Annotated in this window: 18 protein-coding genes; 11 read left to right on the top strand and 7 right to left on the bottom strand. The window is 42.5% G+C overall.

The window, feature by feature from the left end:
- Positions 1 to 100: 100 nt before the first annotated feature.
- Entirely contained in the window at positions 101 to 649 is a 549-nt protein-coding gene (locus tag BGP76_RS20080) for a cob(I)yrinic acid a,c-diamide adenosyltransferase (RefSeq protein WP_119845977.1), read from the bottom strand.
- 104 nt (positions 650 to 753) lie between these two features.
- Here BGP76_RS20080 and BGP76_RS20075 point away from each other — a divergent pair, with 104 nt between their 5' ends.
- Positions 754 to 2442 (top strand): amidohydrolase, encoded by a 1689-nt coding sequence (locus BGP76_RS20075; RefSeq protein WP_119845976.1) that lies wholly within the window; start codon positions 754 to 756, stop codon positions 2440 to 2442.
- A 1-nt stretch (position 2443) separates the two neighbouring features.
- Here BGP76_RS20075 and BGP76_RS20070 read toward each other — a convergent pair whose 3' ends face one another.
- Complete coding sequence (locus BGP76_RS20070) at positions 2444 to 3685, bottom strand: metallophosphoesterase (protein WP_119845975.1); 1242 nt, start codon at positions 3683 to 3685, stop codon at positions 2444 to 2446.
- 114 nt (positions 3686 to 3799) lie between these two features.
- Here BGP76_RS20070 and aroB point away from each other — a divergent pair, with 114 nt between their 5' ends.
- A complete protein-coding gene (gene aroB, locus BGP76_RS20065; RefSeq protein WP_119845974.1) occupies positions 3800 to 4846 on the top strand; it encodes a 3-dehydroquinate synthase in 1047 nt (348 codons plus the stop codon).
- A gap of 11 nt (positions 4847 to 4857) precedes the next feature.
- Here the strand turns inward: aroB and BGP76_RS20375 are convergent, their stop codons facing one another.
- A complete protein-coding gene (locus BGP76_RS20375) occupies positions 4858 to 5016 on the bottom strand; it encodes a hypothetical protein (RefSeq protein ID WP_158584352.1) in 159 nt (52 codons plus the stop codon).
- Between the two features lie 349 nt (positions 5017 to 5365).
- On the opposite strand from BGP76_RS20375, the gene BGP76_RS20060 reads away from it, so the two are divergent.
- From BGP76_RS20060 to BGP76_RS20040, 5 genes are all read left to right on the top strand, one after another.
- Positions 5366 to 6601 carry a 3-phosphoshikimate 1-carboxyvinyltransferase gene (locus BGP76_RS20060; RefSeq protein ID WP_119845973.1) on the top strand — a complete coding sequence of 412 codons (1236 nt, stop codon included), beginning with the start codon at positions 5366 to 5368 and terminating at the stop codon, positions 6599 to 6601.
- A 55-nt stretch (positions 6602 to 6656) separates the two neighbouring features.
- Entirely contained in the window at positions 6657 to 7862 is a 1206-nt protein-coding gene (locus BGP76_RS20055; RefSeq protein ID WP_255416160.1) for a nitrate/nitrite transporter, read from the top strand.
- 420 nt (positions 7863 to 8282) lie between these two features.
- On the top strand, positions 8283 to 10433 hold the full coding sequence (locus tag BGP76_RS20050; RefSeq protein WP_073122595.1) for a methyl-accepting chemotaxis protein: 2151 nt from the start codon (positions 8283 to 8285) through the stop codon (positions 10431 to 10433).
- Positions 10434 to 10474: 41 nt separating this feature from the next.
- Entirely contained in the window at positions 10475 to 10972 is a 498-nt protein-coding gene (locus BGP76_RS20045) for a YfiR family protein (protein WP_073122597.1), read from the top strand.
- 119 nt (positions 10973 to 11091) lie between these two features.
- Complete coding sequence (locus BGP76_RS20040) at positions 11092 to 13452, top strand: TonB-dependent siderophore receptor (protein WP_119845971.1); 2361 nt, start codon at positions 11092 to 11094, stop codon at positions 13450 to 13452.
- Positions 13453 to 13551: 99 nt separating this feature from the next.
- Here BGP76_RS20040 and BGP76_RS20035 read toward each other — a convergent pair whose 3' ends face one another.
- On the bottom strand, positions 13552 to 14313 hold the full coding sequence (locus tag BGP76_RS20035; protein ID WP_119845970.1) for a peroxiredoxin-like family protein: 762 nt from the start codon (positions 14311 to 14313) through the stop codon (positions 13552 to 13554).
- Positions 14314 to 14716: 403 nt separating this feature from the next.
- Between BGP76_RS20035 and BGP76_RS20030 the strand changes: the two genes are divergently transcribed.
- Complete coding sequence (locus BGP76_RS20030; protein WP_073122600.1) at positions 14717 to 15202, top strand: hypothetical protein; 486 nt, start codon at positions 14717 to 14719, stop codon at positions 15200 to 15202.
- A gap of 125 nt (positions 15203 to 15327) precedes the next feature.
- Positions 15328 to 15702 carry a DoxX family protein gene (locus BGP76_RS20025; RefSeq protein WP_073122602.1) on the top strand — a complete coding sequence of 125 codons (375 nt, stop codon included), beginning with the start codon at positions 15328 to 15330 and terminating at the stop codon, positions 15700 to 15702.
- A gap of 58 nt (positions 15703 to 15760) precedes the next feature.
- On the opposite strand, the gene BGP76_RS20020 is transcribed toward BGP76_RS20025, so the two are convergent.
- Positions 15761 to 16636: a PstS family phosphate ABC transporter substrate-binding protein gene (locus BGP76_RS20020; protein ID WP_139280986.1), complete on the bottom strand. Its 876-nt coding sequence runs from the start codon at positions 16634 to 16636 to the stop codon at positions 15761 to 15763.
- A 230-nt stretch (positions 16637 to 16866) separates the two neighbouring features.
- Here BGP76_RS20020 and BGP76_RS20015 point away from each other — a divergent pair, with 230 nt between their 5' ends.
- Positions 16867 to 19101, top strand: coding sequence for a TonB-dependent receptor (locus BGP76_RS20015; protein WP_119845969.1), 2235 nt, complete (start codon positions 16867 to 16869; stop codon positions 19099 to 19101).
- Between the two features lie 315 nt (positions 19102 to 19416).
- Positions 19417 to 22767, top strand: coding sequence for a two-component regulator propeller domain-containing protein (locus BGP76_RS20010; RefSeq protein WP_119845968.1), 3351 nt, complete (start codon positions 19417 to 19419; stop codon positions 22765 to 22767).
- A gap of 1 nt (position 22768) precedes the next feature.
- Here BGP76_RS20010 and BGP76_RS20005 read toward each other — a convergent pair whose 3' ends face one another.
- Positions 22769 to 24007 carry a DEAD/DEAH box helicase gene (locus BGP76_RS20005; protein WP_119845967.1) on the bottom strand — a complete coding sequence of 413 codons (1239 nt, stop codon included), beginning with the start codon at positions 24005 to 24007 and terminating at the stop codon, positions 22769 to 22771.
- Between the two features lie 59 nt (positions 24008 to 24066).
- Positions 24067 to 24651: a hypothetical protein gene (locus tag BGP76_RS20000; protein ID WP_147407529.1), complete on the bottom strand. Its 585-nt coding sequence runs from the start codon at positions 24649 to 24651 to the stop codon at positions 24067 to 24069.
- Positions 24652 to 25268: the final 617 nt, after the last annotated feature.

Here is a 25268-nt window from a genome sequence, read left to right as displayed (position 1 = left end):
ATTTGATTGATTCTGCCTTTTCTGTCTACAAAAAGACGATGCTAAGTTACAGAATTTGCCATGTTTTTCTGCTTTGTTCTGATTTTTTGAAAAGTCCCTATTATTTATTTGGCTTCCATGGCACTTCATCGATATTTAATTGCACAGCCATCCATCTACACAGCACAAATAAGTAGTCTGACAACCTGTTAAGGTAGATTTGTACTTCGTCCGCAACATACTCTTCTTGTGCCAATGCGATGACAATCCGCTCGGCTCTACGGCACACCGTTCGCGCCACATGCCCAAACGAAACCGACTGATGGCCACCTGGTAACACAAAGAATTTCATCGGGGGCAAATCTCCATCCAGTACATCAATGGCACGCTCTAGTTGCTCCGTCTCTTCTGGCTCCACTGGAGGCTTCTTTACTTTGGTCTTTTGAGGATCGGTGGCCAGATCCGCTCCGATCACAAATAAATGATTCTGTATAGAGATGAGCAACTCGATATGTCGTGTATTAACTGCCTGATCTCGGAGCAACCCTATGTAGCTGTTGAGTTCGTCAACCGTACCATAGGCCTCTATCCGCAGAGCGGATTTAGGCAATCGTGTACCTCCCAGCAAACTTGTTTCTCCCTTATCTCCTGTTTTAGTGTATACTTTCATGTTGTCGATTGTGCTTTATTCTCATTTCGAATATTGTATCTTACTGCCAAATATCGTAAACTTATAAACTAGAATTCATCCACTTGATTCAAAAGCATCGTTTCATGAAACTTACTTATGTATTCCTCTCCTTTTGGATGCTAGGTTTATTCACATCCTGTGTTGACAAACACCCCAAGGCAGACATGGTTATATTCAACGGATTGATTCATACACTGAACAAGAAAGAACCTCGTGCAGAAGCTCTCGCCATAGTAGATGGAAAAATAGTCTACGTCGGTAACAACCTCAACGCCAACAACTGGGTAGGTGACAGTACGAAAATTTTGGATTTAAACAAAAAAACAGTTGTTCCCGGCTTCATCGATGGTCATGCACACCTGATGGGTGTTGGCTACAACATGATGAACCTCGATCTATCAAAAACCAACAGTTACGAAGAGATCATTGCAGCAGTAAAAGCCAAGGCATCCTCTACCAAAAAAGGTGAGTGGATCATCGGGCGAGGATGGCATCAAGAAAAATGGGACAGCATCCCCTCCCCTTCCTTTCAGGGCTTCCCTACGAACGATTCATTATCCGCGGTATCCCCTAACAATCCCGTCGTACTCATGCATGCGAGTGGACACCTTATTTTGGTCAATCAAAAAGCACTCAAACTCGCCAAAATCACTAAAAAAACAACTAATCCAGAAGGTGGTGAAATCTTCCGAAACGAAGACGACCTCCCAACTGGGATACTCAATGAATCCGCTACTCAACTCGTCCAAAGTATTATCCCTGAACCTAGCGACGAAAAAAGAATAGAAGCGCTAAACCATGCCATAGAAGAATACCTCAGTCATGGCGTCACTGCTGTACACGACGCAGGGATCGACCAAAAAACAATCGCACTCTACGAATCCTTCTACAACCAAAACATGCTTCACCTCCGTGTCAATGCCATGCTAGATGGAAGTGACAGCAAACTGCTAGATCATTGGTTCCAAACTGGACCAAAAGTAGACAATGAATTTTTAACTGTGCGCACGATCAAACTCTATGCTGATGGCGCCTTAGGCTCGCGTGGAGCACTCATGTTAGAGCCCTACAGTGATGCGCCCGAAGAGTCTGGCAAAAAAATCACCACCGCAGACCAACTACTCCGCGTATCTGAGCGCGCTTACGAGACGGGTTTTCAAGTAGCCATCCACTGTATCGGAGATGCCGCTAACAAGGCCGTACTTAACATCTACAAAATTGTATTTCAGTCCGACACCACGAAAGTAAACCCAAGGTTTCGCATCGAACATGCACAGCACATCGCTGCGGATGACATACCGAGATTTGGCGAAATGGGCGTGATCCCATCTATGCAAGCCATACACATGTCCTCCGATCGACCATGGGCAATACACCGTATCGGCGAAGAGCGCATCAAAGAGGGAGCCTATGTCTGGAGAAAACTCATCGACTCTGGCGCCACAGTCATGAATGGCACAGATGCTCCCGTCGAGCCCGTTAGTGTCCTTGCTAATTTTTATGCATCCATCACCCGAAAAACACTCAGTGGTGATCCAGAGGATGGTTTCGAAGGAGACCAAAAAATGACTCGAATCGAAGCTCTAGAATCTCTTACCATCAACAATGCCTACGGTGCATTCCAAGAAGACATCAAAGGCTGTATAGAAATCGGAAAAGTAGCAGACCTCACGATACTCTCTCAGGATATCATGTCTATCCCTGAAGAAGACATCCTAAAAACAGAGATCGAATACACCATCGTCGATGGTCAAGTCAGATACAAGAAATAGTTTAAGCCTTTTTCAGCTCCAGAATCGTAATCTCTGGCAAAATACCTATACGACCAGGGTAACCCAAAAAGCCAAACCCACGATTAACATAGAGATACTGTTCCCCTTGCTGATATAGGTCAGCCCATTGCTTATAGATGTACTGTGATGGACTCCAACGAAAATCTCCTATCTCTATCCCAAACTGAAAACCATGCGTATGCCCAGACAGCGTCAAATCTATATCTCCAAACTCGGGACGTACCTGAGCATCCCAGTGACTAGGGTCATGAGATAGCAGAATCTTTGTGTCCGCCTCCACATATTGGCTGGCCTTGGTCAGATCACCATATTTAGCAAATCCCCCCTTCCCCCAGTTCTCCACACCTATTAAAGCAAGTCGTTCGCCATCTACTTCCACATATCGATGCTCGTTGAGCATGATATCCCACCCCATATTTTTATGTGATTGGATCAAGTCTTCTAAATTCTTTTGCTTGGACTGTGTAGATCTCCATTGTTTATAATCTCCATAGTCATGATTACCCAAGACGGAAAACTGCCCTAGAGGAGCCTTCACCTTAGAAAAGATATCCATGTAATCAGCCACTTCTTTGGATTCATTGTTGACCAGATCGCCGGTAAATAGGAACAAGTCGGGCTTCTCCGCCATCATCAGGTCTATACCTCCCTGAACTGCCCGTTTGTTATAGAAGCTCCCGCTATGGATATCCGACAACTGAGCAATCTTCACTCCATCAAATGCTTTGGGTAGATTTGGGAGCAAAATGGTTTTCCTTCTGACTCTGTAGTCATAAGCTCCTGATAAAATCCCATAACTCATCATCGCTACGGGTACAGCACCAGCCACCAAAGCTGATTTCGCCAAGAATTCCGATCGCGTTATTCCTTCCGCCGCTTGCGTCACCCCTCCATTGTTCACTATCCCTCGATAAGCGTACTTACCCAGCCGAATGATATCATCCAAAAAGACAAACACGCCCGCGATCAATTTAGAAACAATATTCATCATGATACCTGTTGCGACAAAATTCCGAAAAGTAGCCAATTCGAAAGTATCCATACGATTCCAAAAGAGTAGCCCTACTACTGCCAACAACGTAAACAACCAGTAAATAGAATATAGTATGGTTTTAATCAGCTGGGATTGATTCTGGGTGAGTAATCTAACCGCCTGAAACACATAGTAGTCCAAAGCTAGGAAAGCCAGAAAAAAGAAAACAAGAAGTACGAATCTATTCATAGATCACTGTTTACGGCGGTATGGCCGAGATGTTATTATACAATTGATTGATTTTTACGCCAGTCATTTGACAATTGCGAAGGGATGTTAACTTTGCGACCTCAAAAGCACACCATGGAAAATCACAATACGGAAGTTACCACGAATATACAGGAGAGCATCACGCGTTTTCTAGCCAGTAGAAAGTATAGCAAAATAGCCGTATTGGTGGATGAAAACACGGAAGCACATTGTCTTCCCAAAATACTGGATGCCCTACCTGACCACTACCTCATCACCATCCCCAGTGGAGAGTCTAACAAGAACCTCTCTACCTGTGAAGACATTTGGATGGCATTGACCGAAGCAGGTTTTGACCGCAAAGGACTCATGATCAACCTCGGCGGTGGTGTCATCGGTGACATGGGAGGATTTGTAGCCAGTACTTACAAGCGTGGATTTGAGTTTCTCAACATCCCTACCACATTACTTTCACAAGTGGATGCCAGTGTAGGCGGCAAGCTAGGCGTAGATTTTCATGGATTTAAAAACCACATCGGCATCTTCAACGAACCTCAAAACGTACTCATCTATACCGACTTCTACAGTACTCTACCCAAAGAAGAGGTTCGATCAGGTTTCGCGGAAGTCATCAAGCATGGGCTGATCTATGATGCAGCCTACTGGGAGCAAGTCAAAACCATCGACCCTTACCGTCACGACTGGACGGAGGTTGTTTCGCATTCCATCGACATCAAAAAAAAGGTGGTTACAGAAGACCCTTTCGAGTCTGGATTGAGAAAAATCCTAAACTTTGGTCACACGATCGGTCACGCCATTGAATCTTACTTTTTGGAAATCCCTAGAGAGAGACTATTACATGGAGAAGCGATCGCAGTAGGCATGATTACAGAAGCGTATCTCTCACACAAACTGACAGGGCTGAGCAAAGAGTCTCTTGAGGAGATTACGGATTTTTTGATTAAAGTCTATGCACCGAAGAAAATCGATACGAAGTTGTTCGAGGAGATATTGGGACTGACGACACAGGACAAGAAGAATGAAGGAGGAATAGTGCAATTCAGTCTACTCAAAGAAATAGGTAGCTGTACGATCAATATCCCGATAGGGATTCCAGACATGATCGACAGCTTGTTTTACCTCAACGAGCGAATAGGATAAACGCAGAGCGGCTAGATAAACATCCGCTCTTGTTTCTTCTTAGAATCCACTCGATTCACTTTTTGAACCACTCTATCATTCTTAATGATAGAGTAGGTAGCCAATCCTAAGACTGTCGCAGTGACACCTGCGATCAGTGTAGGTACGATACTTTTTCTTGCTTTTTTCATATCTTTTTCATTCAATCCTCATGCCTCTCACACCTTAGTGAGCAGTGGGTATATATACGCTGATAATACAATTTTAGATGGCTCATCCCCCTAAATATTATCATATATATTTTCATCGATGCTAACAATGTAAGGGATGGCTAAAACTCAGATTATTATTCAAAGTACGGTTTCTCCTACCTCCCTCTCCAAATAATATTTGGCTGAAACAGGTCAAACGAACCATTCCCTCCATCTTTTTATCTCTCCTCATCCGTAAAACCATAATTCGGTTTCAAAATCCATCAATCTATCTAGTGCCTGTCTGATTTTCGGATTAATATTGCCGAATAATCTAAGACTAGAAAATATGAGTGACGCATTATTCCTTGCAAAACACCAAGCCAAACTATCATTAACTGTTCCTTTGACCTCATCCAAGAGCGAAAGCAACAGGGCTCTTTTGATTCAAAAACTAGGTGGCAACCAAGCGTCACTAGATAACCTCTCGACTGCACGGGACACTGTCACGATGAAGCGCCTGCTGTCCTCTGATGACGAAAAGCTAGACGTATTAGATGCAGGTACGGTCATGCGTTTTATGACGGCTTACCTTGCCATGGGGTCGACCCAAAGACAAATCACAGGTACACCACGCATGTGCAAGCGTCCCATCAAGATACTCGCTGAGGCACTCAACGACCTAGGTGCTAACATCAGCTACCTAGGAGAAGAAGGCTACCCACCCCTACAGTTCGAGCCATTTCAATCGCAAAAAACAAACAGTCTCACGATCCCTGGCAACATCAGCAGCCAATACATATCTGCGCTACTAATGATCGCTCCGACACTACCAGAAGGATTAACCATCCATCTCGAAGGAGAAATATATAGTCGTCCATACATAGAGATGACGCTCAACCTCATGAAACACTTCGGTATAGACAGTCAGTTCGAAGAGCAATCTATCACCGTAGCGTCTCAAAACTACCAAGCCAACAGCTATACCATAGAATCCGACTGGTCAGGCGCTAGCTACTGGTACAGTCTCGTATCCATGGCATCAGAAGCAGAGGTTACACTTACGGGACTAAGAGAGAAATCCAACCAAGGCGATAGTGCCATAGCACAGATCATGGAAGGAATCGGTGTAAAATCTGTATTCACTGACAATGCGGTCACACTAACCAAATGTGACCACAAAGCACACATGGTGATAGACTTCAAATCCTGCCCTGACCTAGCACAGACAGTATTCGTATGTGCAGCGGTCAAAGGTGTAAGTCTAGAAATGACAGGGCTAGAAAGTCTTCGTATCAAAGAAACCGACCGTACAGCCGCCATGGCTACCGAGCTTGCCAAACTAGGTGCCAAACTAGAAGAAACCAAACCAGGCACATGGGTACTCACTCCTATGCCAAAGAATCATGTGATCACAGCTCCTGTCACGTTCGATAGCTATGACGACCACCGCATGGCGATGGCACTTGCACCTGTATCTATGCTTTGCGATGTAGTGATCAACGAACCAGAGGTAGTGGTCAAGTCCTACCCAGAATATTGGGACCACCTCAAAATGGCAGGCATCCAAATCACAGAAAAATAAGTACCACTGAACCGAAAGAGAAGGATTTGGGTTCTTATACATTGAAACATATATTTTGAAACAAAACCGAATCCTTTCTACTATCGTCATTGCGCAGTTTGGCTGCACCTCTATTTGGTTCGCTAGTAATGCCGTGATTGACCAACTCATCACGGCCTATAGTTTTCCCGATAATGCAATGAGTGTACTGACATCTGCAGTGCAGTTGGGTTTCATAGCAGGTACGCTTAGTTACGCACTACTCAACCTGACGGATAAATATTCGCCTTCAACAGTCTTTTTGATCAGTGCGCTAATAGGAGCATCTGCTAACTATGCCATCACTTGGGTCACTCCATCTTTGCTATATTTCTCATCTCTACGGTTTCTAGTAGGTTTCTTTTTAGCTGGAATTTATCCTGTCGGCATGAAAATCGCCGCAGATTACTATCAAAAAGGGCTAGGAAAATCACTAGGCTACCTAATAGGAGCACTAGTGATAGGTACTGCACTACCTCACCTACTCCGTGGTAGCTTTAATGATCTATCTTGGCAGGTTGTCTTTGTCAGCACTTCTGCACTATGCGCTACGGGCGGTATACTGATACGAATATTCGTACCAGATGGGCCACACCGTAGACCCGCTCAAAAAATAAAACTCAATCAGACCTTCCTCATATTCAGAGACAAAAAATTCACTTCGGCAGCATTAGGCTACTTCGGTCACATGTGGGAGCTTTATACTTTTTGGGCACTCGTCCCTGCTATTATTAGTTTTTCGGTCTCTTCTGAGACATCTATCAGTCCATCGATACTTTCCTTTGGAGTCATAGGGATAGGTAGTGTAGCTTGTATAGTCGCTGGCCGACTATCGCAACATATCGAACCCTCGCGAATTGCATACGCTAACCTATTGGGGTCAGGATTATGTGCTTTGGGAGCAGGACTACTTGTCATCATTGGGTACCCTCCACTTATTTATGGTTTCTTATTGGTGTGGGGGTGGTTGGTGATTGCAGATTCTCCGATGTTCTCTACGCTCGTAGCAAATAGCGCACCCGCTCATCTCAAAGGCAGCGCACTAACATTGGTCAATTGTATAGGTTATGCAATCACCATCATTAGTCTCCTATGCATAGGGTATCTATATAGGAGCTTTGGTCTCTATTTTGCGCTCCCAGCATTGGCTATCGGCCCAGTACTGAGCTGGATACTACATCAACAAGACAACCACAATAAAACACCTGTGATAAAACATGAAAAAATCACTACAAATAGGTAGGTAAATCTCTTAACATACATATAACATGCAGTCCATCCCCATAAATATGGAAAGAAACATAGCGATAATTTCAGAGTATAGAAATAAAATTATATTTTACAATAAGCCTATATAGACAAATTAGTTAGAGGTGATTGCAGCAAGAGAAGAACATACATTTACTCGATATAAACAATCAAAAACCTATTGTTTAATATCTCAATACCCAGCTATTCTAATACGCATGTCATTCCTAGGCAAAATCACCTAACTTAAAAATATGGGTTTTGACCAATTGTTTTATACCCTGCAGTGTAGCTACTTTTGCCTTAGATTTTTATCTCAGAGACGAGTATAACAGTCCTAGGCAGAAGGTTTAGTTAACCTGACTATTTAATATCTTCTAACTAGAATAAGTACAATCCAAACACCGACTTTACCATGAATAAGGTTAAAGATTTTTTTAGCAATATCAACGTCACCATTGGCAAGAAAATTAGAACCAGTTTTTTGATTCTAATACTAGTGATCTTATTTAACGTTCTGTACACCTCACTGACGCTCAATACGAGTATAGGAGTACTGAACACGATCTCTAATGATGTCAACCCTACGCTGACCGTACTCCGAGACTTTAATAGGCTCATCACGGACAGTAAAACCTATAGCACCAACTGGGTCTATATCAGTACCTATAAAAAGGACAAAGAAAAGCTAGCGGAGATTCACAGTACGATCTATCCCGCACAGAAAGAGAAGATACTATCAATGGTCGACCAGTTAGCGCTGGAGGAAGAACGAGAAGAAATACGGTCGATCGTTGATGCTTTTGAACTCATACTCGCAGACCAAACCACAGTCATGGAGAGTCTCCAAAGTGGAATGGATTATGAAGACCCTATGACGGTATTCATCTGCGAAGACCTGATCGAAAGTAACATCGTACCACAGAGTGACGACCTCATCGATAGACTCAATGCTACCATAGCTGTCAAAAACCAACACTCCGATGAGTTAAAGGAAACCATGCAGGAGTCTTTCAGCAGCCTCACGATTAACATCATCGTATTGGGTGTGCTAGCAGCCGTATTTGCTTTCATCATATCCAATTGGCTATCGCGAAACATTACACTACCGATCAAATCACTCCAGGATAAAATCAGCCAAATCCAATTGGGTAAAATCCCTGAAAGCATACATGTTAAGAACAGGGATGAAATCGGCAGCATGAGTGAAGGAATCAATTCTCTAATCGAAGGGTTCACCTCTTCATCAGAATTTGCAAGCCAAATCGGTCGAGGAAATCTAAATGCAAACTTCACCGCACTAAGCAGCGAAGACGTATTAGGAAATGCTCTCCTATCAATGAGAAACAATCTAACTCGTGTCATCGAAGAAACCAACGATGTAGTAAAACTAGCTGGTCAGGAAGGACAGCTGGATTCACGAATCAACGTAGAGGATAAAGATGGTGCATGGAAAGACCTAGCGCAGGCGGTCAATGATCTGCTCCAATCATTTGCTACACCGATCATGGAAGTCAAAAGAATCGTATCTGCCATGGCAGAAGGTGACCTAAGAGCTAGATATGAAGGCCAAGGCAAGGGAGAGATCAAACAACTCATGGATAGCCTAGAGCGTGCTTTGGTAAACCTGAGTACACTAATTTCTAATATCGTATCCAACGCCAACATTGTAGATGAATCCTCCGTGGAAATGCTCAATGCCAGCGTAGAAATGAATGCAAACACAGACGAAATTGCTTCTGCCATCGCACAGATGAGTTCTGGTGCTCAGAACCAAGTGGTGAAGGTCGACGAAACATCAACGCTCGTAGAAGGAATCCTCAGCTCATCGGTACAGATGGGAGCTAAAGCAGAATCTATCAACGATGCTGCCAAAGCAGGGGTGCTCAAAAGTGAGCGTGGTAGAGCCATGATCGAGAACATCGGTAGTGCCATGGGTGAGATTGACACCTATGCCAAGGAAACTTACACTTCGATCAACGTACTCACACAGCGTTCTGCGGAGATCAGCAGAGTCCTGGGCGTGATCACAGATATCGCCTCACAAACCAACCTACTCGCACTGAATGCTGCCATCGAAGCAGCTCAAGCAGGTGATGCTGGTCGTGGTTTTGCGGTAGTTGCCGAGGAGATTAGAAAACTCGCAGAGGATTCTAGAAATTCCGCACAAGAAATTGAAAAACTAGTAGAAGACGTACAAAAAGATACACAGCAGGCCTCTAAAGTCATGGAAACCATGAACAAGAGTGTAAGCACAGGATCGTCTGCCACTACGGAAGCATCCGTTGCTTTCCAAGACATAGCAGAGTCCACGAATCAATCGCTAGCGCTCTCTGAAGATATTGTGAATGCAACCAAAGCACAAGGACAGGATATTAGCCAAGTGGTGTCTATTACCGAATCGGTGGTAGTCATCGCGGAGCAAACCGCAGCAGGTACAGAAGAAATTGCTAGTTCAGCGACTGAACTTTCATCTGGGATGAATAACTACAGTGAAAAATCCGAAAGGTTGACCAAGGTAGCTGCCTCACTGAAAGAGTTCGCTAGCCAGTTTACATTAAGATAACAGAATCATATAATCAACTCATCTATTTTACGAATACCATGATGAAAAAAACATTCATAATAACCGCTTTGCTCATCAGCACCCTAGTCATCAACTACAGTGCTCAAGCGCAAGAGAGCAAGTTCAAGGCTCTATTTATATACAAATTCTCAGAATATGTACAGTGGTCTACCACACCTAGCCCAATGACAGTAGGTATAGTAGGCACCTCTGATGTCAAGGATAAACTGGAGTCATTCGCTGCGAGTAAAGGGAATATGCAGGTCATCTCCATCAACTCAGCATCTGATGCCGCAAAATGCCAAATGCTCTACGTACCTGAATCAGAAGAAAAGAACCTAAGTCTCTATACTTCATTCATTAACAAAAAGAGCATCCTACTCATTTCAGACAATAGCTCTAAAGTGGGTAGAGGAGCAGATATTGGTTTCTTCTTAGAAGCTGGAAAACTGCGCTTCAAAATAGACAAGAACAACATAGAATCTAAGAATATGGTTCCGAGTTCTAAACTCCTAGCCCTCGGTCAGTCTATCAACTAAGTACCTTACTTACACACGATAACAAAATTCTAGTAACTCTGATTTTCTCAAATCGCATTTGAGGGCGGAAGAGGACTGTCTAGTAATTAACTAATTACCAACACCTAAAACTTAATACAATGAAAAATCAAAACAAACCCCGCTATCTGCTAACCCTAATTATGCTCGTACTGAGCATAGGTTTAGCGCAGGCACAAGAAAACGACGAAGACATATTAGATATGTCACTCGAAGACCTAATGAACATGGAAGTCACTTCGGTTTCCAAAAAAGCCGAAAGACTACAAGATGTAGCATCATCCATTTATGTTTTGACCGCAGATGACATCATGAAATCGGGTGCGACCACCCTGCACGAAGCACTGAGAAATGTACCTGGCTACTGGGGCGTTCAAACTTCATACAGCAACGTATATTCTTCGATTCGCAATTCCACTACAGAGAATTCTGACCCAGGAACAGTACTATATCTACTCGATGGCACCCCAATTCAGGATTTAATGGGTTCCGTATTATCTTTTCAGAACTTCGATATCCCATTAGATGAAATAGACCGAATTGAAGTGATCAAAGGTTCTGGTGGAACGGTCTATGGTGCCAACTCCGCAACGGGTGTTGTCAACATATTCACCAAAAATCCTGAAAAATACGATGGCATTAACATCAAAGCAGAAGGTGCAGCACCAGGCTATGCTGCTGTATCTGTTAGAGCTGGAGGAAAAATCTCGGAGAAAGTAGCCGTCTCTGGCTATGCTAAGTACCGATACTTCTCTGGATGGGAATCTATGGCTGGAAAAGACGAAGACGGTAACAGTACAAGTATCACGACTGCTTTTACCGAAAATTACGACGAAAGCAATTACTACAGTTGGGGAGCTAAATTAAATTTCGACCTGACCGAAAAATCAAAAATATCTGCTCGCCTACACCACAATGGCTATCAACAAAATGTATATACAAGCGTCTTTGATCAGAGTTTTTTACTTACAAGAGACGATGATTTACAATACACCGAGGTGAGTGCAAACCGTACAGTAGCCAATGTACGATTTGATCATTCGTTCAATGACACACACAGTTTATTTGTCAGAGCATCTACCAACATTGAGAACGACTTTTACCGTGGAGGGGGAGGAATGAATATCTCTAATGCTATTTATGATTTTGAAATCCAAGACAACCTTTCTCTCGGACAATACAACGACCTCAGTGTGGGTATCAACTACCGTATTGTAGATTTTGACGTACATAATATCAAGTCCACAGATTACATAAACTACGTCGACCCTCAAGCCAATGAATCCATCAAAGGTGCCTTCGTTCAAAACAAAATCAAGTTATTGGATGCAAAGCTAAATCTTGTACTTGGAATCAAAGCAGAGAACTATTCTCTGGTCAACGACAAGTACTACTTCTCACCTATGGCCAAAGCCTCTTTCATTGCTAACAAAAACATTACACTATGGGGAGGGTTTACCCAATCTTATACTACCCCAGGCTTCAACAGTACCAACGTCAACGTATTCTTGCTACAAACCCCCACTGCGGTTACACAACTCATCACAAAAGAGGTTTATGACATAGCATATCAACAAGCCATCAATGCAGGAGCCGATGATGCTACGGCAGATGCTACTGCAAACGCATTTATTGCATCTGAGGCTGGTCAAGCAGCTATTCAAGCTGAAACCCGTAATCAAGGTGTTCAAAATTTAGCTGCAAAAAATGGTTCTGAAACTTCTCCTTCCAAATTCCAAACATGGGAATTTGGCATCAAAAGCCATCTAGGAGACAAAGTTCAGCTAAATGCGACCTTCTTTAAGACTTACATTACTGATGGTGTTTCTGCCAACCCAGGGGCTGCTATTTTAATCGATCAAAAATCCATCACAGACGATCGAGTCACTGACTATTATCTCTATGGTAACTATGTGAGTGGAGAAAGTATCGGTACTGAAACGGTCATCAAGTTTTTTCCAATGCAAGGGTTAATTTTCGAAGCTTCTCACGCTTGGTCTGAGACCACATGGGAATACCAAGAAAATAGAGACTTTGACATCAGCGGTATCACAGAAGACCCGACACCCTCTACCCCCTTCATGCCCAAGCACGTATTTAGACTCAAAGCAGATTATTCGTTCAGTCAAGGTTTCAACGTTACGGCAAGTTTAATTCAGACTTCTGCTTTTTGGACTGAGTCCAACTACTATTACGACACAGAGAGATATCCAACGCTAACTGAAGAGTCATTGCCTCCAGCAACAACCTCTCCCACTGTAGTAGCAAAAAATAGTGGACGAACGATAGTCAACTTAAGACTTGAAAAAAAGCTATTAAATGATAAGATATCCCTTTATGTATTTGGCAATGACATTACCAATACTGGTAATGTCTCTGATACAGACAATATAAGAAATGCAGCAACTCTCAGTCGTATTGGTGCCATGTATGGTGCTGGTCTCAACTATAGACTGAAATAAAGATCAGGTTAGGTGGTTTGGATTTAGGGTCGGAACAGAGGTGTTCCGACCCTTCTTGTTTTAAGTCCAGCTCCTTTTAAGTACTGTGAAAGCTATCCACTACTTCTTGAGTGCTTGTAATGCAGCGATGATCTCTGATGGTTCCGCTCGGTTGCGATACTCAGCATCTAAGAATGCATAGGTGATCTTACCATCTGTATCTATTACGTATGTCGCTGCGAGTGGTAGCTCGTCGCTCTCGTCACCGTTATAGCCATGCAAATCAAAGCCTTTTTGGTAGCTATCAGCAACTTCATCTGTCAGCTGATAAACGATACCGTATTCTTTACCGATCGTGTTGCTAATATCACTGAGCACTTCAAATTCCAATTCGTTTTTTTCTTTCGTTGAAATAGATTTGTCTGGTAGCTCAGGCGTGAGAGCAAGTAAATTCGCACCTTCTGCCTGAAACTTAGGTAGCTCAGACTGCAAACTATTCAAAGTCAGGTTGCAATAAGGACACCACCCTCCGCGATACCATGTGAGTACGACGGGACCTTTCTGGAGGTAATCGCCGAGCGAAACCTCATCTCCAAGTGCATTTTTCAGCGTAAAATCAGGTGCCTGATCGCCCACATTTTTAGCATTTTGAAGTACGCCACTTTCCGAGACAGCTGCGATGCCTTCTGCATAGATTTTCTTTTTCTCGTCGGAGGCTTTCGCATTGAAATCCGCCTTTTTCGCATCGAGTGTTTCTTGAAGTGAGCTTTCTTCTACAGGTAGCTCTGTTTTGTTTTCCATGGGTGTTTCTTTCTTTTTGGGTGTACAGCTGACCAATACCGTAAATAGCAATGACAGACTGAATAAAGCAATGTTTCTCATTTTGTAAAATTGATTGTTATGTATTTCTAATAAAGGTAATCGTATCCTCCATCAAAAGGTTTTTGAATATTGTTAATTCCCTAACATTTGATCATCCTCACCTGTTTGTATTGGTTTCCCCACATTTGTCAGTGAGAATCGTAGAATGACTTTATACGATATTGTATGACACTCCCGGTGCGTCATAGGGGACGCTATAATCCATGTACCATAGGAGCATTCTCTCGATCAGTCATGCCCCAGATTCCCTGTTATTTATCTGATAAGATTAAAGCTTTGACTTGTGAGACACGAAGCAGAGCAAAAGTACTGGCCATATATTCGTATCCTCACGAAACACAGAAGTAGACAACTCATCAGTTCTTATTTCGTTTGACTAGCCGAACCAAAAACAACATTTGTTATGATCAAATCTGTCTTGTCTGTACTGCTCATTAGTTTGTCACTCCAGACCGAGCTACCCGAGCTCAACCAGAAGGTCGTCCAGTATGTGGATAGCGTCATGGGAACCAAGGTTGACCGTGGTGAATGCTGGGATCTGGCCGCTGGTGCGTTGAAGTATTCTGGGGCTTATTTTGACAGGAGCTCGATGAAAACCATCAGTATCTATGGTAGAAAACTGAACCCAAAGAAGGAAGATATACTGCCAGGAGACCTGATCCAATTCGAGAATGTGGAGATGAAATGGAAGGATGGAAATACGACCTATTCGGCGACCATGGCGCAGCACACTGCCATCGTCTATCAAGTCAACGAACCCATGAACTACGAGATCGCACATCAAAACACAGGAGAGTGGGGCAAGAAAGTCGGTGTGAGCAACTTTCGCCTCGATCAAGTCACCAAAGGTAAAGTGATGATCTACCGTCCGGTTAAAGAAAAAAGCTGATATCATCTGGTATAGTAACTACCTTAGCGTGTGACAGATGCCCTACTATTCTATTGTTTTTTATCCAACATTGGATCATTTTTACGTGTATGCTGTTTAGCATGTATTCATAAACAAACTGAACTATGAAAAGTAAAATACTATTGGTACTGACGGTACTGTTTGGGTTGATGATGGTCAACTCAGGCTTGAACAAATTTCTTAACTACATGCCTATGCCAGAGATGAGCGAGGAGCAAATGGCGCTTTTTGGTGCATTTGCGAAGATCGGTTGGTTGTTTCCTCTAGTGGGATTCATCGAAGTGGTCGGAGGGATATTGATTGCGATACCAAAGCTGCGTGCTTTGGGTGCGATAGTGATATTACCTGTGATGGTGGGGATCGTGATCCACCACATTGTACATGATCCGTCGACATTGGTAGTTGTCTTGGTGATGCTAGCGATCAATCTCTGGGCGATCCTAGACAATAAAGACAAGTACATGCCGATGATTAGTTGAGATTGATACAATGACGTTCTCGCTCGAAGCGAGGACGTCATTGTTTATTGCATAAAGATCAAAGTATCGTCAACCCTTCTTCAGTCAGTAGCGGTTCTTCGCCAGACACATTCGAGATCAAGCCATTTCCCTCTATGATGTTCTGCGCTCGTTCGCTGGACAAATAGGATAAAAAGGAAGTAACTTTAGCATTCTCTTTATCCTCATAGTACATTCTAAGTCCTCTACGGAGCGGGTATTCTCCCTGGCGAATCGTCTTAAATGATGGCGCGATAAAAAACGTATCCTTCTCCTTGATAGAGGGTAGTTGTAGTTCTCTTACATTGAGTGTTACATACGCAAACCCAATAAAACCGATTCCTCTCTTGTCCTCATATACTTTGGATACGATTTCATTGTTTTCTGATGCGATCACTGCATCTTCCGAAATAGTACTCAGTTCAAAAAATTCTGAGAAATACTTCTGTGTTCCCGAGTTTTGATCTCTCATAACAGGCATAATCTTACCAGGCTCTCCGCCTAGCTCACTCCAGTCTACGATCTCTCCACGATAGATTCCACCGATTTGTTCGCGAGTCAACTGCTCTATTGGATTGAGATCATTGTTGATAATTACGATCCCATCATAGGCGACTATTTGTTCTTTCACACCATGATTAGCTCCTAGTACAGAGTCCAAATCAAACGCATAAGACGACAAGCCTATGTCCACCGAATGATCTTTGATCGCCATCAACCCCGTACGACTCCCTCCCCCCTCTATCTCTAGAGATAGGGTGTCTTGTAATTTTTCAAAATCTCGCTTCAATGCATCGAAAGTCTCATGCATCGACTCACTCCCCTTTATTTTTAATACTTGTTTCTCCCTCGTTACGCTGCTGCACGAAAACTGAAGAATAATTATAACTGCTGGTAATAGCCTAATAATTCTCATTTGCTGTATGATCAATATGATTTGTTAATTGTAAATAGGACGCAAAAAAATCGATCCCACATCACAATCCATTCTATGAGTAGGTTATCAAAATAAGAACAAATCATTACCATCCTAAACCTGCTTATTGGTTTAAGGTATTTCACCAGACTAATTAATATTTTAATTATACATTATTATATTTTTAGCCATGTCTAAATTAATATATTTGCAAAGCTAAAAATAGAAACATGAAGCATTACTTAATATTACTGATACTCATATTTGTACCATGTTATATATGGGCACAGTCCGCAGGGACATTAGAAATCAAGGTGTATAGTGAGGGACAGCCAGTAGAGTTTGCCTCCATAGGGATCAAAGGCACAAACCGAGGTGGTACAACCAATACAAAAGGGATCCTAAGACTCACAGACCTCAGTTATGGCAGCTATGATATATTGGTATCGATCATGGGATTCAAAAGTGAAAAAGTAACGGTAGTACATCAGGCCTCTCTGAGCACTTTGACCGTTGATCTAGAAGAATCTGCGACAGCATTGGATGAAGTGGTGGTCTCTGGTACCATGACCGAAATTAGCAAGATGGAGAGCGCGGTTTCCATTGATGTTTACTCCCCTAAATTCTTCAAAGCCAATCCAACTCCATCAGTTTTTGAATCCATGCAAAATATCAACGGTGTGCGACCACAGATCAATTGCAACGTGTGCAACACTGGTGATATCCATATCAACGGTTTGGAAGGTCCCTATACTATGGTTCTCATCGATGGTATGCCTTTGGTTAGCGGTTTGTCCTCCGTATATGGCCTGACTGGAATACCTCAGTCGTTGATAGAAAGAGTAGAAATTGTAAAAGGTCCTGCCTCCACACTTTATGGGTCTGAGGCTGTTGGCGGTTTGATCAATCTAATTACCAAAACCCCTGAAAACACGCCGACCGTTTCGACGGACGCATTTGCGACTAGCTGGGGAGAGGTCAATACTGATATTGGGCTTAAACTCAATACGGGAGACAAGTCACACACGCTGATAGGAATCAATTATTTCTACTATCAAAACCCCATTGACAACAACGGGGACAATTTCACGGATTTAACATTACAAAATCGCATATCGCTATTCAACAAATGGACGATGAAACGAAAAAACAACCGCCAGCTCTCTCTAGCGGGGCGCTACGTGTACGAAGATCGGTGGGGAGGAGAAATGCAATGGACACCCGAAGACCGAGGAGGTGACACGGTCTATGGCGAAAGTATCTATACTAAACGATGGGAAACCTTTGGTACATACCAATTACCTGTGGAAGAAATTATCAATTTTCAATTCAGTGCCAATGGTCACAAGCAAGATTCTTATTATGGTGACCTTTCCTTTCAGGCACAGCAAAACATTGGATTCGGTCAACTGACCTGGCATAGACCTGTGGGGCGTCACGAGTTCCTCTTGGGTGCTGCCTACCGATATACCTACTACAACGACAATACAGTAGCAACAACCAGCCCATCCATCACACACTTGCCAGGAGCATACCTCCAAGACGACTTTAGGATCGATAACCAAAATAAGATACTCTTAGGAGTCCGCTACGACTACAACTCTCTGCATGGTGGTATCTGGTCTCCTCGCATCAACTACAAATGGAACACGACCAACAAAAAAAATATCCTGCGACTCAGTCTAGGAAATGGTTACCGTGTAGCAAATGTGTTCACAGAAGACCATGCGGCATTAACAGGCGCTCGGGATGTGGTGTTCGAAGAAGAGCTAAAACCAGAGGAGTCTTGGAACGTTAACCTTAATTTTGTCAAAAAAATCATCACCAATCACCAAAATTACATTGGGGTTGATGCGAGTGTTTTCTATACCTACTTTGACAATCGTATCGTACCCGACTATGAATCTGACCCCAACGAAATTCGCTATGCAAACTTAGATGGGTCTGCAGTATCTAAAGGTGTATCGCTCAACCTTGACCTATCATGGCATAGCGGACTCAGTGCACTAGTAGGGACTAGCATCATAGACGTGAGTATAGAAGAAGATGGCGTGAAGAGAAGACAACTACTGACCGAAAAGGTATCAGGTGTATGGAACATCGGTTATACTTTTGGTGCTTCATTAATTTCGATAGACTATACTGGCAACCTATATGGACCGATGAGACTACCTCTCTTAGGCCCAGAGGACGACCGTCCAGCTTACTCTCCTTGGTACAGTATTCAAAACATTCAAATCACGAAGAAATTCATCAACGGACTTGAGATATATGGTGGTATCAAAAACCTACTCAATTTCACTCCTCCAGCCAACAGTATCGCCAGAGCACACGATCCATTTGACGAAAATGTAAATGATCCGATAGACAACCCTAACAACCTAACTTTCGACCCATCCTATGTATATGCTCCCAATCAAGGGATCAGAGGTTTTGCTGGAGTGCGCTATGCGTTGTTTAAGTAATTTATTCCAATGAGTGTCTCATTATCTAACGTCTAAAACATTGACACTACCAGTAACTCATAAAATATTCATATACAATTACTTAACCATCATTGACACGCATAGAAGTAAAATTTAACAGACAGCTGTTTTCAAAAAATAATCCTATATAAGAACCGAACTTTTATACTTTGATTATTATATTACAGAACCCGTAAAACAATTTTTAACAACATTTAACCAATTAGATTCACTGTCCATCCGTATTATCTTATTTCAAAGTCAACACTGTTAGACTAATTAATATCCTAACAGAGTTGACTGTAGACCAATGAGATGATTTTCAAACCTAAACATATCAAGTACATATTGGCAATAGTCACTATGTGTTTGTCCATACACTATAGGACAATCGCTAATGGTACTCACGACAATATCTGGTTCAATCATTTGGGTATATCCCAAGGGCTTTCACATGCCAATGTCAAAACGATCCTACAAGACAGCGAAGGCTACATATGGATTGGCACCTTCGATGGACTCAATAAATATGATGGATACCAAATCACTACCTATAACAACGACCATTATCACCCCAAATCCATCTCATCCAATTTCATCACAGATATAATAGAAGATCGGCAAGGATATCTATGGGTGGCAACTAGCTATGGTATCAACCGGTTCGATAAAAAAACAGGGCAATTCGACCGTGTTATGCACAGTACTGAAAACACCAATAGTATCAGCAACAATTCAGTCTGGTCGCTTCTGGAAGATCAAAATGGCAACATCTGGGCAGGGACATTTGGTGGTGGACTCAATAAGATAGAAAACCTCGATCAATTCCCCGACCTAAAGATTACTCGATATCAAAATTCCCCCCGAGACTCCACTAGTCTATCAAAAGACTGGGTAATGAACATCTACGAAGACCAAGAAGGCTCGCTATGGATAGGTACAGTTGGGCAATACATCAACCGTTACAACCCAACTCATGACCATTTCGAGAGGATCATACTACAAGATGGGGATCAGATTAATAGTAGTGTTTGGGACATTACAGAAGACAAAAATGGCAATATCTGGATAGGGACTGAGGGTGGACTGAGTAAACTTGAAAAAAGCACGCAGAAAATCACTAATTATACTTACTCCCCAGATGAAAAGAACGGTATTAGCCAAGGACAGATAAGATCACTTTGTTTTGATTCGAAAAATAATCTTTGGGTAGGCTCTCAATTCGGGTTAAACCTCTACAACCCTACTGACGATAGTTTTTCACATTTTAAACATGATGATATCAATGGGCTATCGATTAGCAGTGATGAAGCTTGGTGCATCTACGAAGATCACAATGGCACCATATGGATTGGCACTTATAGTGGAGGCGTTAGCTATTTTCACCCTAGCTATACTTCGTTCAAACACATCACCTATAACCCACTCGATCAACAAGGAATTCAAGGCAACAACATTACCTCATTTGCTCAAGATCAAGACAATAAACTATGGATTGCTGTAGATCACAGTGGACTGGATCGATATGACCCTGCTACGCACGAATATACCCATTACACTGCGGACATCAATGATCCCAATAGCTTGAGTGGTGTCTCCGTCATGGAAGTATTCATTGATTCCCATGAGTACGTTTGGTTGGGTATCTACAACCAAGGATTGAACCGACTAGACCCGAAAACCAACGAAATCAAAAAATATTTTGCCAGCTACTCTGATCAAGGAAAGCTAAACAATGGCAATGTATGGTCTATCGAAGAAGATGAGAAAGGCGACCTATGGATAGGAACTATTGGTGGTGGGCTCAATAAATATATCCGCAACGAAGATAAGTTCATCAGTTTTGGGTGGAACTACGAAGATCCATCTGCACTTAGCAACGAAAACATCTGGTCTATTTTTATAGAAAATGAAAACACACTCTGGTTAGCCACTAGCCATGGACTAAATAGAATGAATAGAAATACGGGGGAGTTTAAGCGATTTCTTCATGACGAAAGCGACAGTACAAGCATCTCTAACAATGCGATTCATACAATTTTTCAAGACTCAAAAGATAGGATGTGGGTTGGCACCCAAGGTGGTGGGCTTAACCTATTCAACCCTGAAAAAGAAAACTTCTCCCATTTCGCAGCAATTGATGGTTTAGCGAATGAGAATATTTCGAGTATTCTCGAGGATGACCATGGCAATCTATGGATTAGTACCAACGAAGGAATCAGTAAATTCGACCCAGAGACCAGAGCAATACGAAACTTCAGTACGGGGCTAAGAACCAATCAATTCAACTTAGAATCATGCATCAAGACTCATGACGGAAAAATGCACTTTGGTGGAACCAATGGGTACAATTCCTTTCACCCAGACAGCATCATTGACTCGCGCCAAAACGCTAGAGTTGCTATTACCAACTTTCAAATATTCAACAAAACTGTTCCGCTAGAAAACTATACAACAGAAAGTTCAGATGATATTCCTACGATTAAACTAACAGATGAACAGTCCGTTTTTAGTTTCGAATTTTCATCGCTCAACTACATAGATCCAGACCAAGTTAAGTACGCCTATCGCTTATACAACTTCGAACAGGACTGGATAGAGACAGACGCCAAACGTAGGTTCGTCACCTATACCAACATTACGCCAGGAGAATACCTTTTGAGTATCAAGGCATCGGACAGCGAAGGCCAATGGTCTGACACCATTACCAAACTAAGAGTCATTATTCTCCCGCCGTGGTATAATACTTGGTGGTTCAAGCTCTACGTTCTTTTAGCAGGTCTGACCTTGATCTATTTCATCTACCAACTCAGGATGAAATTAATCTATAATCAGAAAAGAGCACTCGAAGAAGAAGTAAAGTACCGCACAGCAGAAGTAGTCAAACAAAAAGAAGAATTGGAACTACAAGCCCAAATGCTAACCCAATACAACCAAGATATTTTGACCAAAAACAATCTTTTAGAAGATCTCCATCGACAAAAAGACGGAATGATAGGCGTAGTAGCTCATGACCTCCGTGCTCCGTTAAACAACATTAAAGGACTGATCCATCTGGTCACAAAGTCCGGTGAAACTAACGAAGAACAAAAGAAATACATTCAACTGATAAGGCGACTTATCAATCAAGGCGATCTACTCATCAGTGACTTGCTCTATGTCAATGGGATGAAACAGTTCGATATCAAATTGAAAACGATAGAATTCAACCTAAATGAGTTCATCAATACCTGGATAGAAAATTATCAAAATGACTTGGCAAAGAAAGAGCAAACGCTAGTGCTCACTAACGATCTACAACAGCTAGAGATTAAGTCGGACAAGGACGTACTCACACGGATATTAGACAATATATTCACCAATGCCATGAAGTTTGCTCAGCCTGGGACTAGCATCTTTCTATCCCTTCAATCATCCGATAAGCACTTCTGTATTAGCATCAAAGACCAAGGACCAGGAATTAGTCCAGAAGACCAAAAAATCATGTTTGAGATGTTTCAAAAGCTCTCTGCAAAGCCCACTGCAGGCGAAGGATCCAGCGGACTGGGGCTTTCGATCGTTAAGGCTTTAGTCCATAAACTTAACGGAGAGATTGAGGTAAAAAGTGAACTCGGTCATGGGACAGAATTCATCATCACATTTCCTATTCAGGCCGAACTCACCTAATTCACTTCTTCTTTTTCTTCTTTTTGGCTGGTTTTGGTCGAGTTTCTTCGTTGACAATCAAGCTCTTCCAGTCTCTCTCCTGACTCGCACTCAGTTCTACCGTATCGGCATAGGCTACTTTATCGATTTCCAATACACGGATAGGTTTCGAGACATACGTTTCAATTTCTTTGAGGAGTTCTTTTTCTTCAGTACTACAAAACGACATGGCCTGTCCCTTGTTCTTGCCACGCCCTGTTCTACCTACACGGTGGACATAAAACTCAGGATCCTCTGGCAGATCATAATTGACCACATAGTCAACATTGGGTATATCAATACCCCTTGCAGTCACGTCAGTAGCAATCAAAAGATTGTTCTTCCCAGACCTAAAATCAGACATCACTGTATTTCTTTGGCTCTGCTCCTTGCCACTGTGTATAGTGTCCGCTTTGATATCCACCCGCTGCATAGCCGCTAGCACACGTTCAGCTCTCACCTTAGTCCTGACGAATACTAGTATCTTTTTATCAGGGTTTTCATCCACTACCCTTTCGAGGAAAAAACGCTTGTCATCCATTTCTACAAACGCTACAAAATGCTCTACATTCTTAGATACAGGGTCTTTTGGTGAGATTTGAATTCTAATGGGCTTATTGACCAGAGAATAAGCTACCTTTTTGATCTTCTCATCTATCGTAGCAGAAAAGAAAAGTGTTTGTCGCTTCTTTGGTAGCATTTTGATAAGATCCTGAATATCCTTGATGAATCCCAATGCCAACATGTGATCCGCCTCGTCTAAGATGAGTTGCTCTACGCGATTAAAATGGATATAGCCCTGACTCGCCAAATCAAACATTCGCCCCGGTGTGGACACCAATACATCGACTTGCTTCGACAACTTCTGTATCTGGGCATCCTGATCTACTCCACCATACAACCCGAAAATTTTAACCTTGGTCCCTTTGGAGATACGCTCAAAGGCTTGAGAAATCTGAATGGCCAACTCACGAGTAGGCACCATTACCACGCACCGTATACCATCTTCTCGCTTGGCATTGCGGGACCTTTGTATGCGTTCGATTACAGGGATAGCAAATGCAGCCGTTTTTCCAGTGCCCGTTTGAGCAATGGCCAAAACATCCTCCCCTTTTAGTATAGCGGGGATGGACTTGAACTGGATATCGGTTGGTCGAAGTAGACCCATTTTGGTCAAATTCGACTTTATTTCATCGGCAATATTATAATCCTCGAACTTCATTTTGCATATCTTAATAGCTGATGCAAAGCTAAGGATTAAATCCTACCCAATAAGTATAATTAGTGATTGAGGCGGTTCTCGTGAATCGTATTCAGTGCAGTTTGAAGTTCTCGTTTTAGCTTAACCTGTATCTCTCTAGCATTATCTTTATGCTCCTTAAACTCTTCGTCTAGCGCATCCAAAGACGCTCGTGAAAGAGTCGTTACTCGGTTACTTCTCGTGTACATATAATAGCACACACCTACAGCGACAGCCAGAATAAAAATGATCAACCATACGATGACATTGTATGAAGCCTTGTTCATTTCGATCCCGATGAAGGTAATACTCTCATTGAGTGTCTCACTCAATGTTAACTCTCCTTCTATCGTAGCTAGTTTAGCTGTTAACGAAGAGATTTGGCCATTTAGAGATGTGATCTCTGATTTTAGTGAAGCAATTTCTTCATTTTTCACCCGAACTGTATCACTTGCTATCTTCCAAAACTCTTGTAATTTAGGTGTCTTTACCAGCTTATACTCCTGCCACGAAGAGGTGTTGTTTTCATAGAATTTTTGAAACTGATCATCAATCGTTTCTTGCCCGACTGCAAAGTGGCAAGTGAAGAACATTAACATACATAGGGCAGCAATATTTCGAAACATATCTAGGGGTTTATCATACAGTAATCCCCCAAAATTAATGCAATATTTTCTTTCCCTGATGCGATCCATTGAATTATGAAAATATTGTCACCCCTAGACAATATTCTAACAGAGAATTATGAATACAAATCACTAGCCACTCCGAAGATTCTAATTAGCAAACTACTATCAATTGCGTATTTGAAATCTAGGCCATCTTCCTTCTTACAACACCGAGCATTGGCCGCTATATAATCAACTTGATGTTCAATCGACTCTATGTCTGACATTGAGTAAAAATTCGTAAACCCATCTGTAGCTGAAGCTAAGCTTACCAGAGCCCCGACCTAAGCTTACCACAGGGTGAACCTAAGCTTACCACAGGGAGGAACTAAGCTTACCTCGACCCTGAGGTAAGGCAACATGGGAGCCGAACTAAGCTTAGGTTGGACAGGTCCGGTCTCATCCCCCTCCCAACCCAAAATATAGCACCCATCTCATCGCGTGTTGTGATATGCCAAGGGATTTGCCTATAGCCTTGGGATATATCAACAGGAAATACTAGTTTGGTCTCACCAAGCCGATCAGCAGTCGGCTTCCCGCAGCATCATTCGAGAAGAGAAAACATTTTTTTAACG

Origin of the sequence: Reichenbachiella sp. MSK19-1 (assembly GCF_003590315.1) — a bacterium.
Lineage (GTDB): Bacteria > Bacteroidota > Bacteroidia > Cytophagales > Cyclobacteriaceae > Reichenbachiella > Reichenbachiella agariperforans.
This window is presented reverse-complemented; position numbering and strand designations above follow the sequence as displayed.

Bases quoted from the DNA above. Each gene is read 5' to 3' on its own strand.
- BGP76_RS20025 (WP_073122602.1), top strand. From the start codon at position 15,328: ATGAAAAGTAAAATACTATTGGTACTGACGGTACTGTTTGGGTTGATG.
- BGP76_RS20040 (WP_119845971.1), top strand. From the start codon at position 11,092: ATGAAAAATCAAAACAAACCCCGCTATCTGCTAACCCTAATTATGCTC.
- BGP76_RS20000 (WP_147407529.1), bottom strand. From the start codon at position 24,651: ATGTTTCGAAATATTGCTGCCCTATGTATGTTAATGTTCTTCACTTGC.
- BGP76_RS20075 (WP_119845976.1), top strand. From the start codon at position 754: ATGAAACTTACTTATGTATTCCTCTCCTTTTGGATGCTAGGTTTATTC.
- BGP76_RS20070 (WP_119845975.1), bottom strand. From the start codon at position 3,685: ATGAATAGATTCGTACTTCTTGTTTTCTTTTTTCTGGCTTTCCTAGCT.
- BGP76_RS20035 (WP_119845970.1), bottom strand. From the start codon at position 14,313: ATGAGAAACATTGCTTTATTCAGTCTGTCATTGCTATTTACGGTATTG.
- BGP76_RS20030 (WP_073122600.1), top strand. From the start codon at position 14,717: ATGATCAAATCTGTCTTGTCTGTACTGCTCATTAGTTTGTCACTCCAG.
- BGP76_RS20020 (WP_139280986.1), bottom strand. From the start codon at position 16,636: ATGAGAATTATTAGGCTATTACCAGCAGTTATAATTATTCTTCAGTTT.
- BGP76_RS20045 (WP_073122597.1), top strand. From the start codon at position 10,475: ATGAAAAAAACATTCATAATAACCGCTTTGCTCATCAGCACCCTAGTC.
- BGP76_RS20015 (WP_119845969.1), top strand. From the start codon at position 16,867: ATGAAGCATTACTTAATATTACTGATACTCATATTTGTACCATGTTAT.
- BGP76_RS20060 (WP_119845973.1), top strand. From the start codon at position 5,366: ATGAGTGACGCATTATTCCTTGCAAAACACCAAGCCAAACTATCATTA.
- BGP76_RS20010 (WP_119845968.1), top strand. From the start codon at position 19,417: ATGATTTTCAAACCTAAACATATCAAGTACATATTGGCAATAGTCACT.
- BGP76_RS20080 (WP_119845977.1), bottom strand. From the start codon at position 649: ATGAAAGTATACACTAAAACAGGAGATAAGGGAGAAACAAGTTTGCTG.
- BGP76_RS20375 (WP_158584352.1), bottom strand. From the start codon at position 5,016: ATGAAAAAAGCAAGAAAAAGTATCGTACCTACACTGATCGCAGGTGTC.
- BGP76_RS20050 (WP_073122595.1), top strand. From the start codon at position 8,283: ATGAATAAGGTTAAAGATTTTTTTAGCAATATCAACGTCACCATTGGC.
- aroB (WP_119845974.1), top strand. From the start codon at position 3,800: ATGGAAAATCACAATACGGAAGTTACCACGAATATACAGGAGAGCATC.
- BGP76_RS20005 (WP_119845967.1), bottom strand. From the start codon at position 24,007: ATGAAGTTCGAGGATTATAATATTGCCGATGAAATAAAGTCGAATTTG.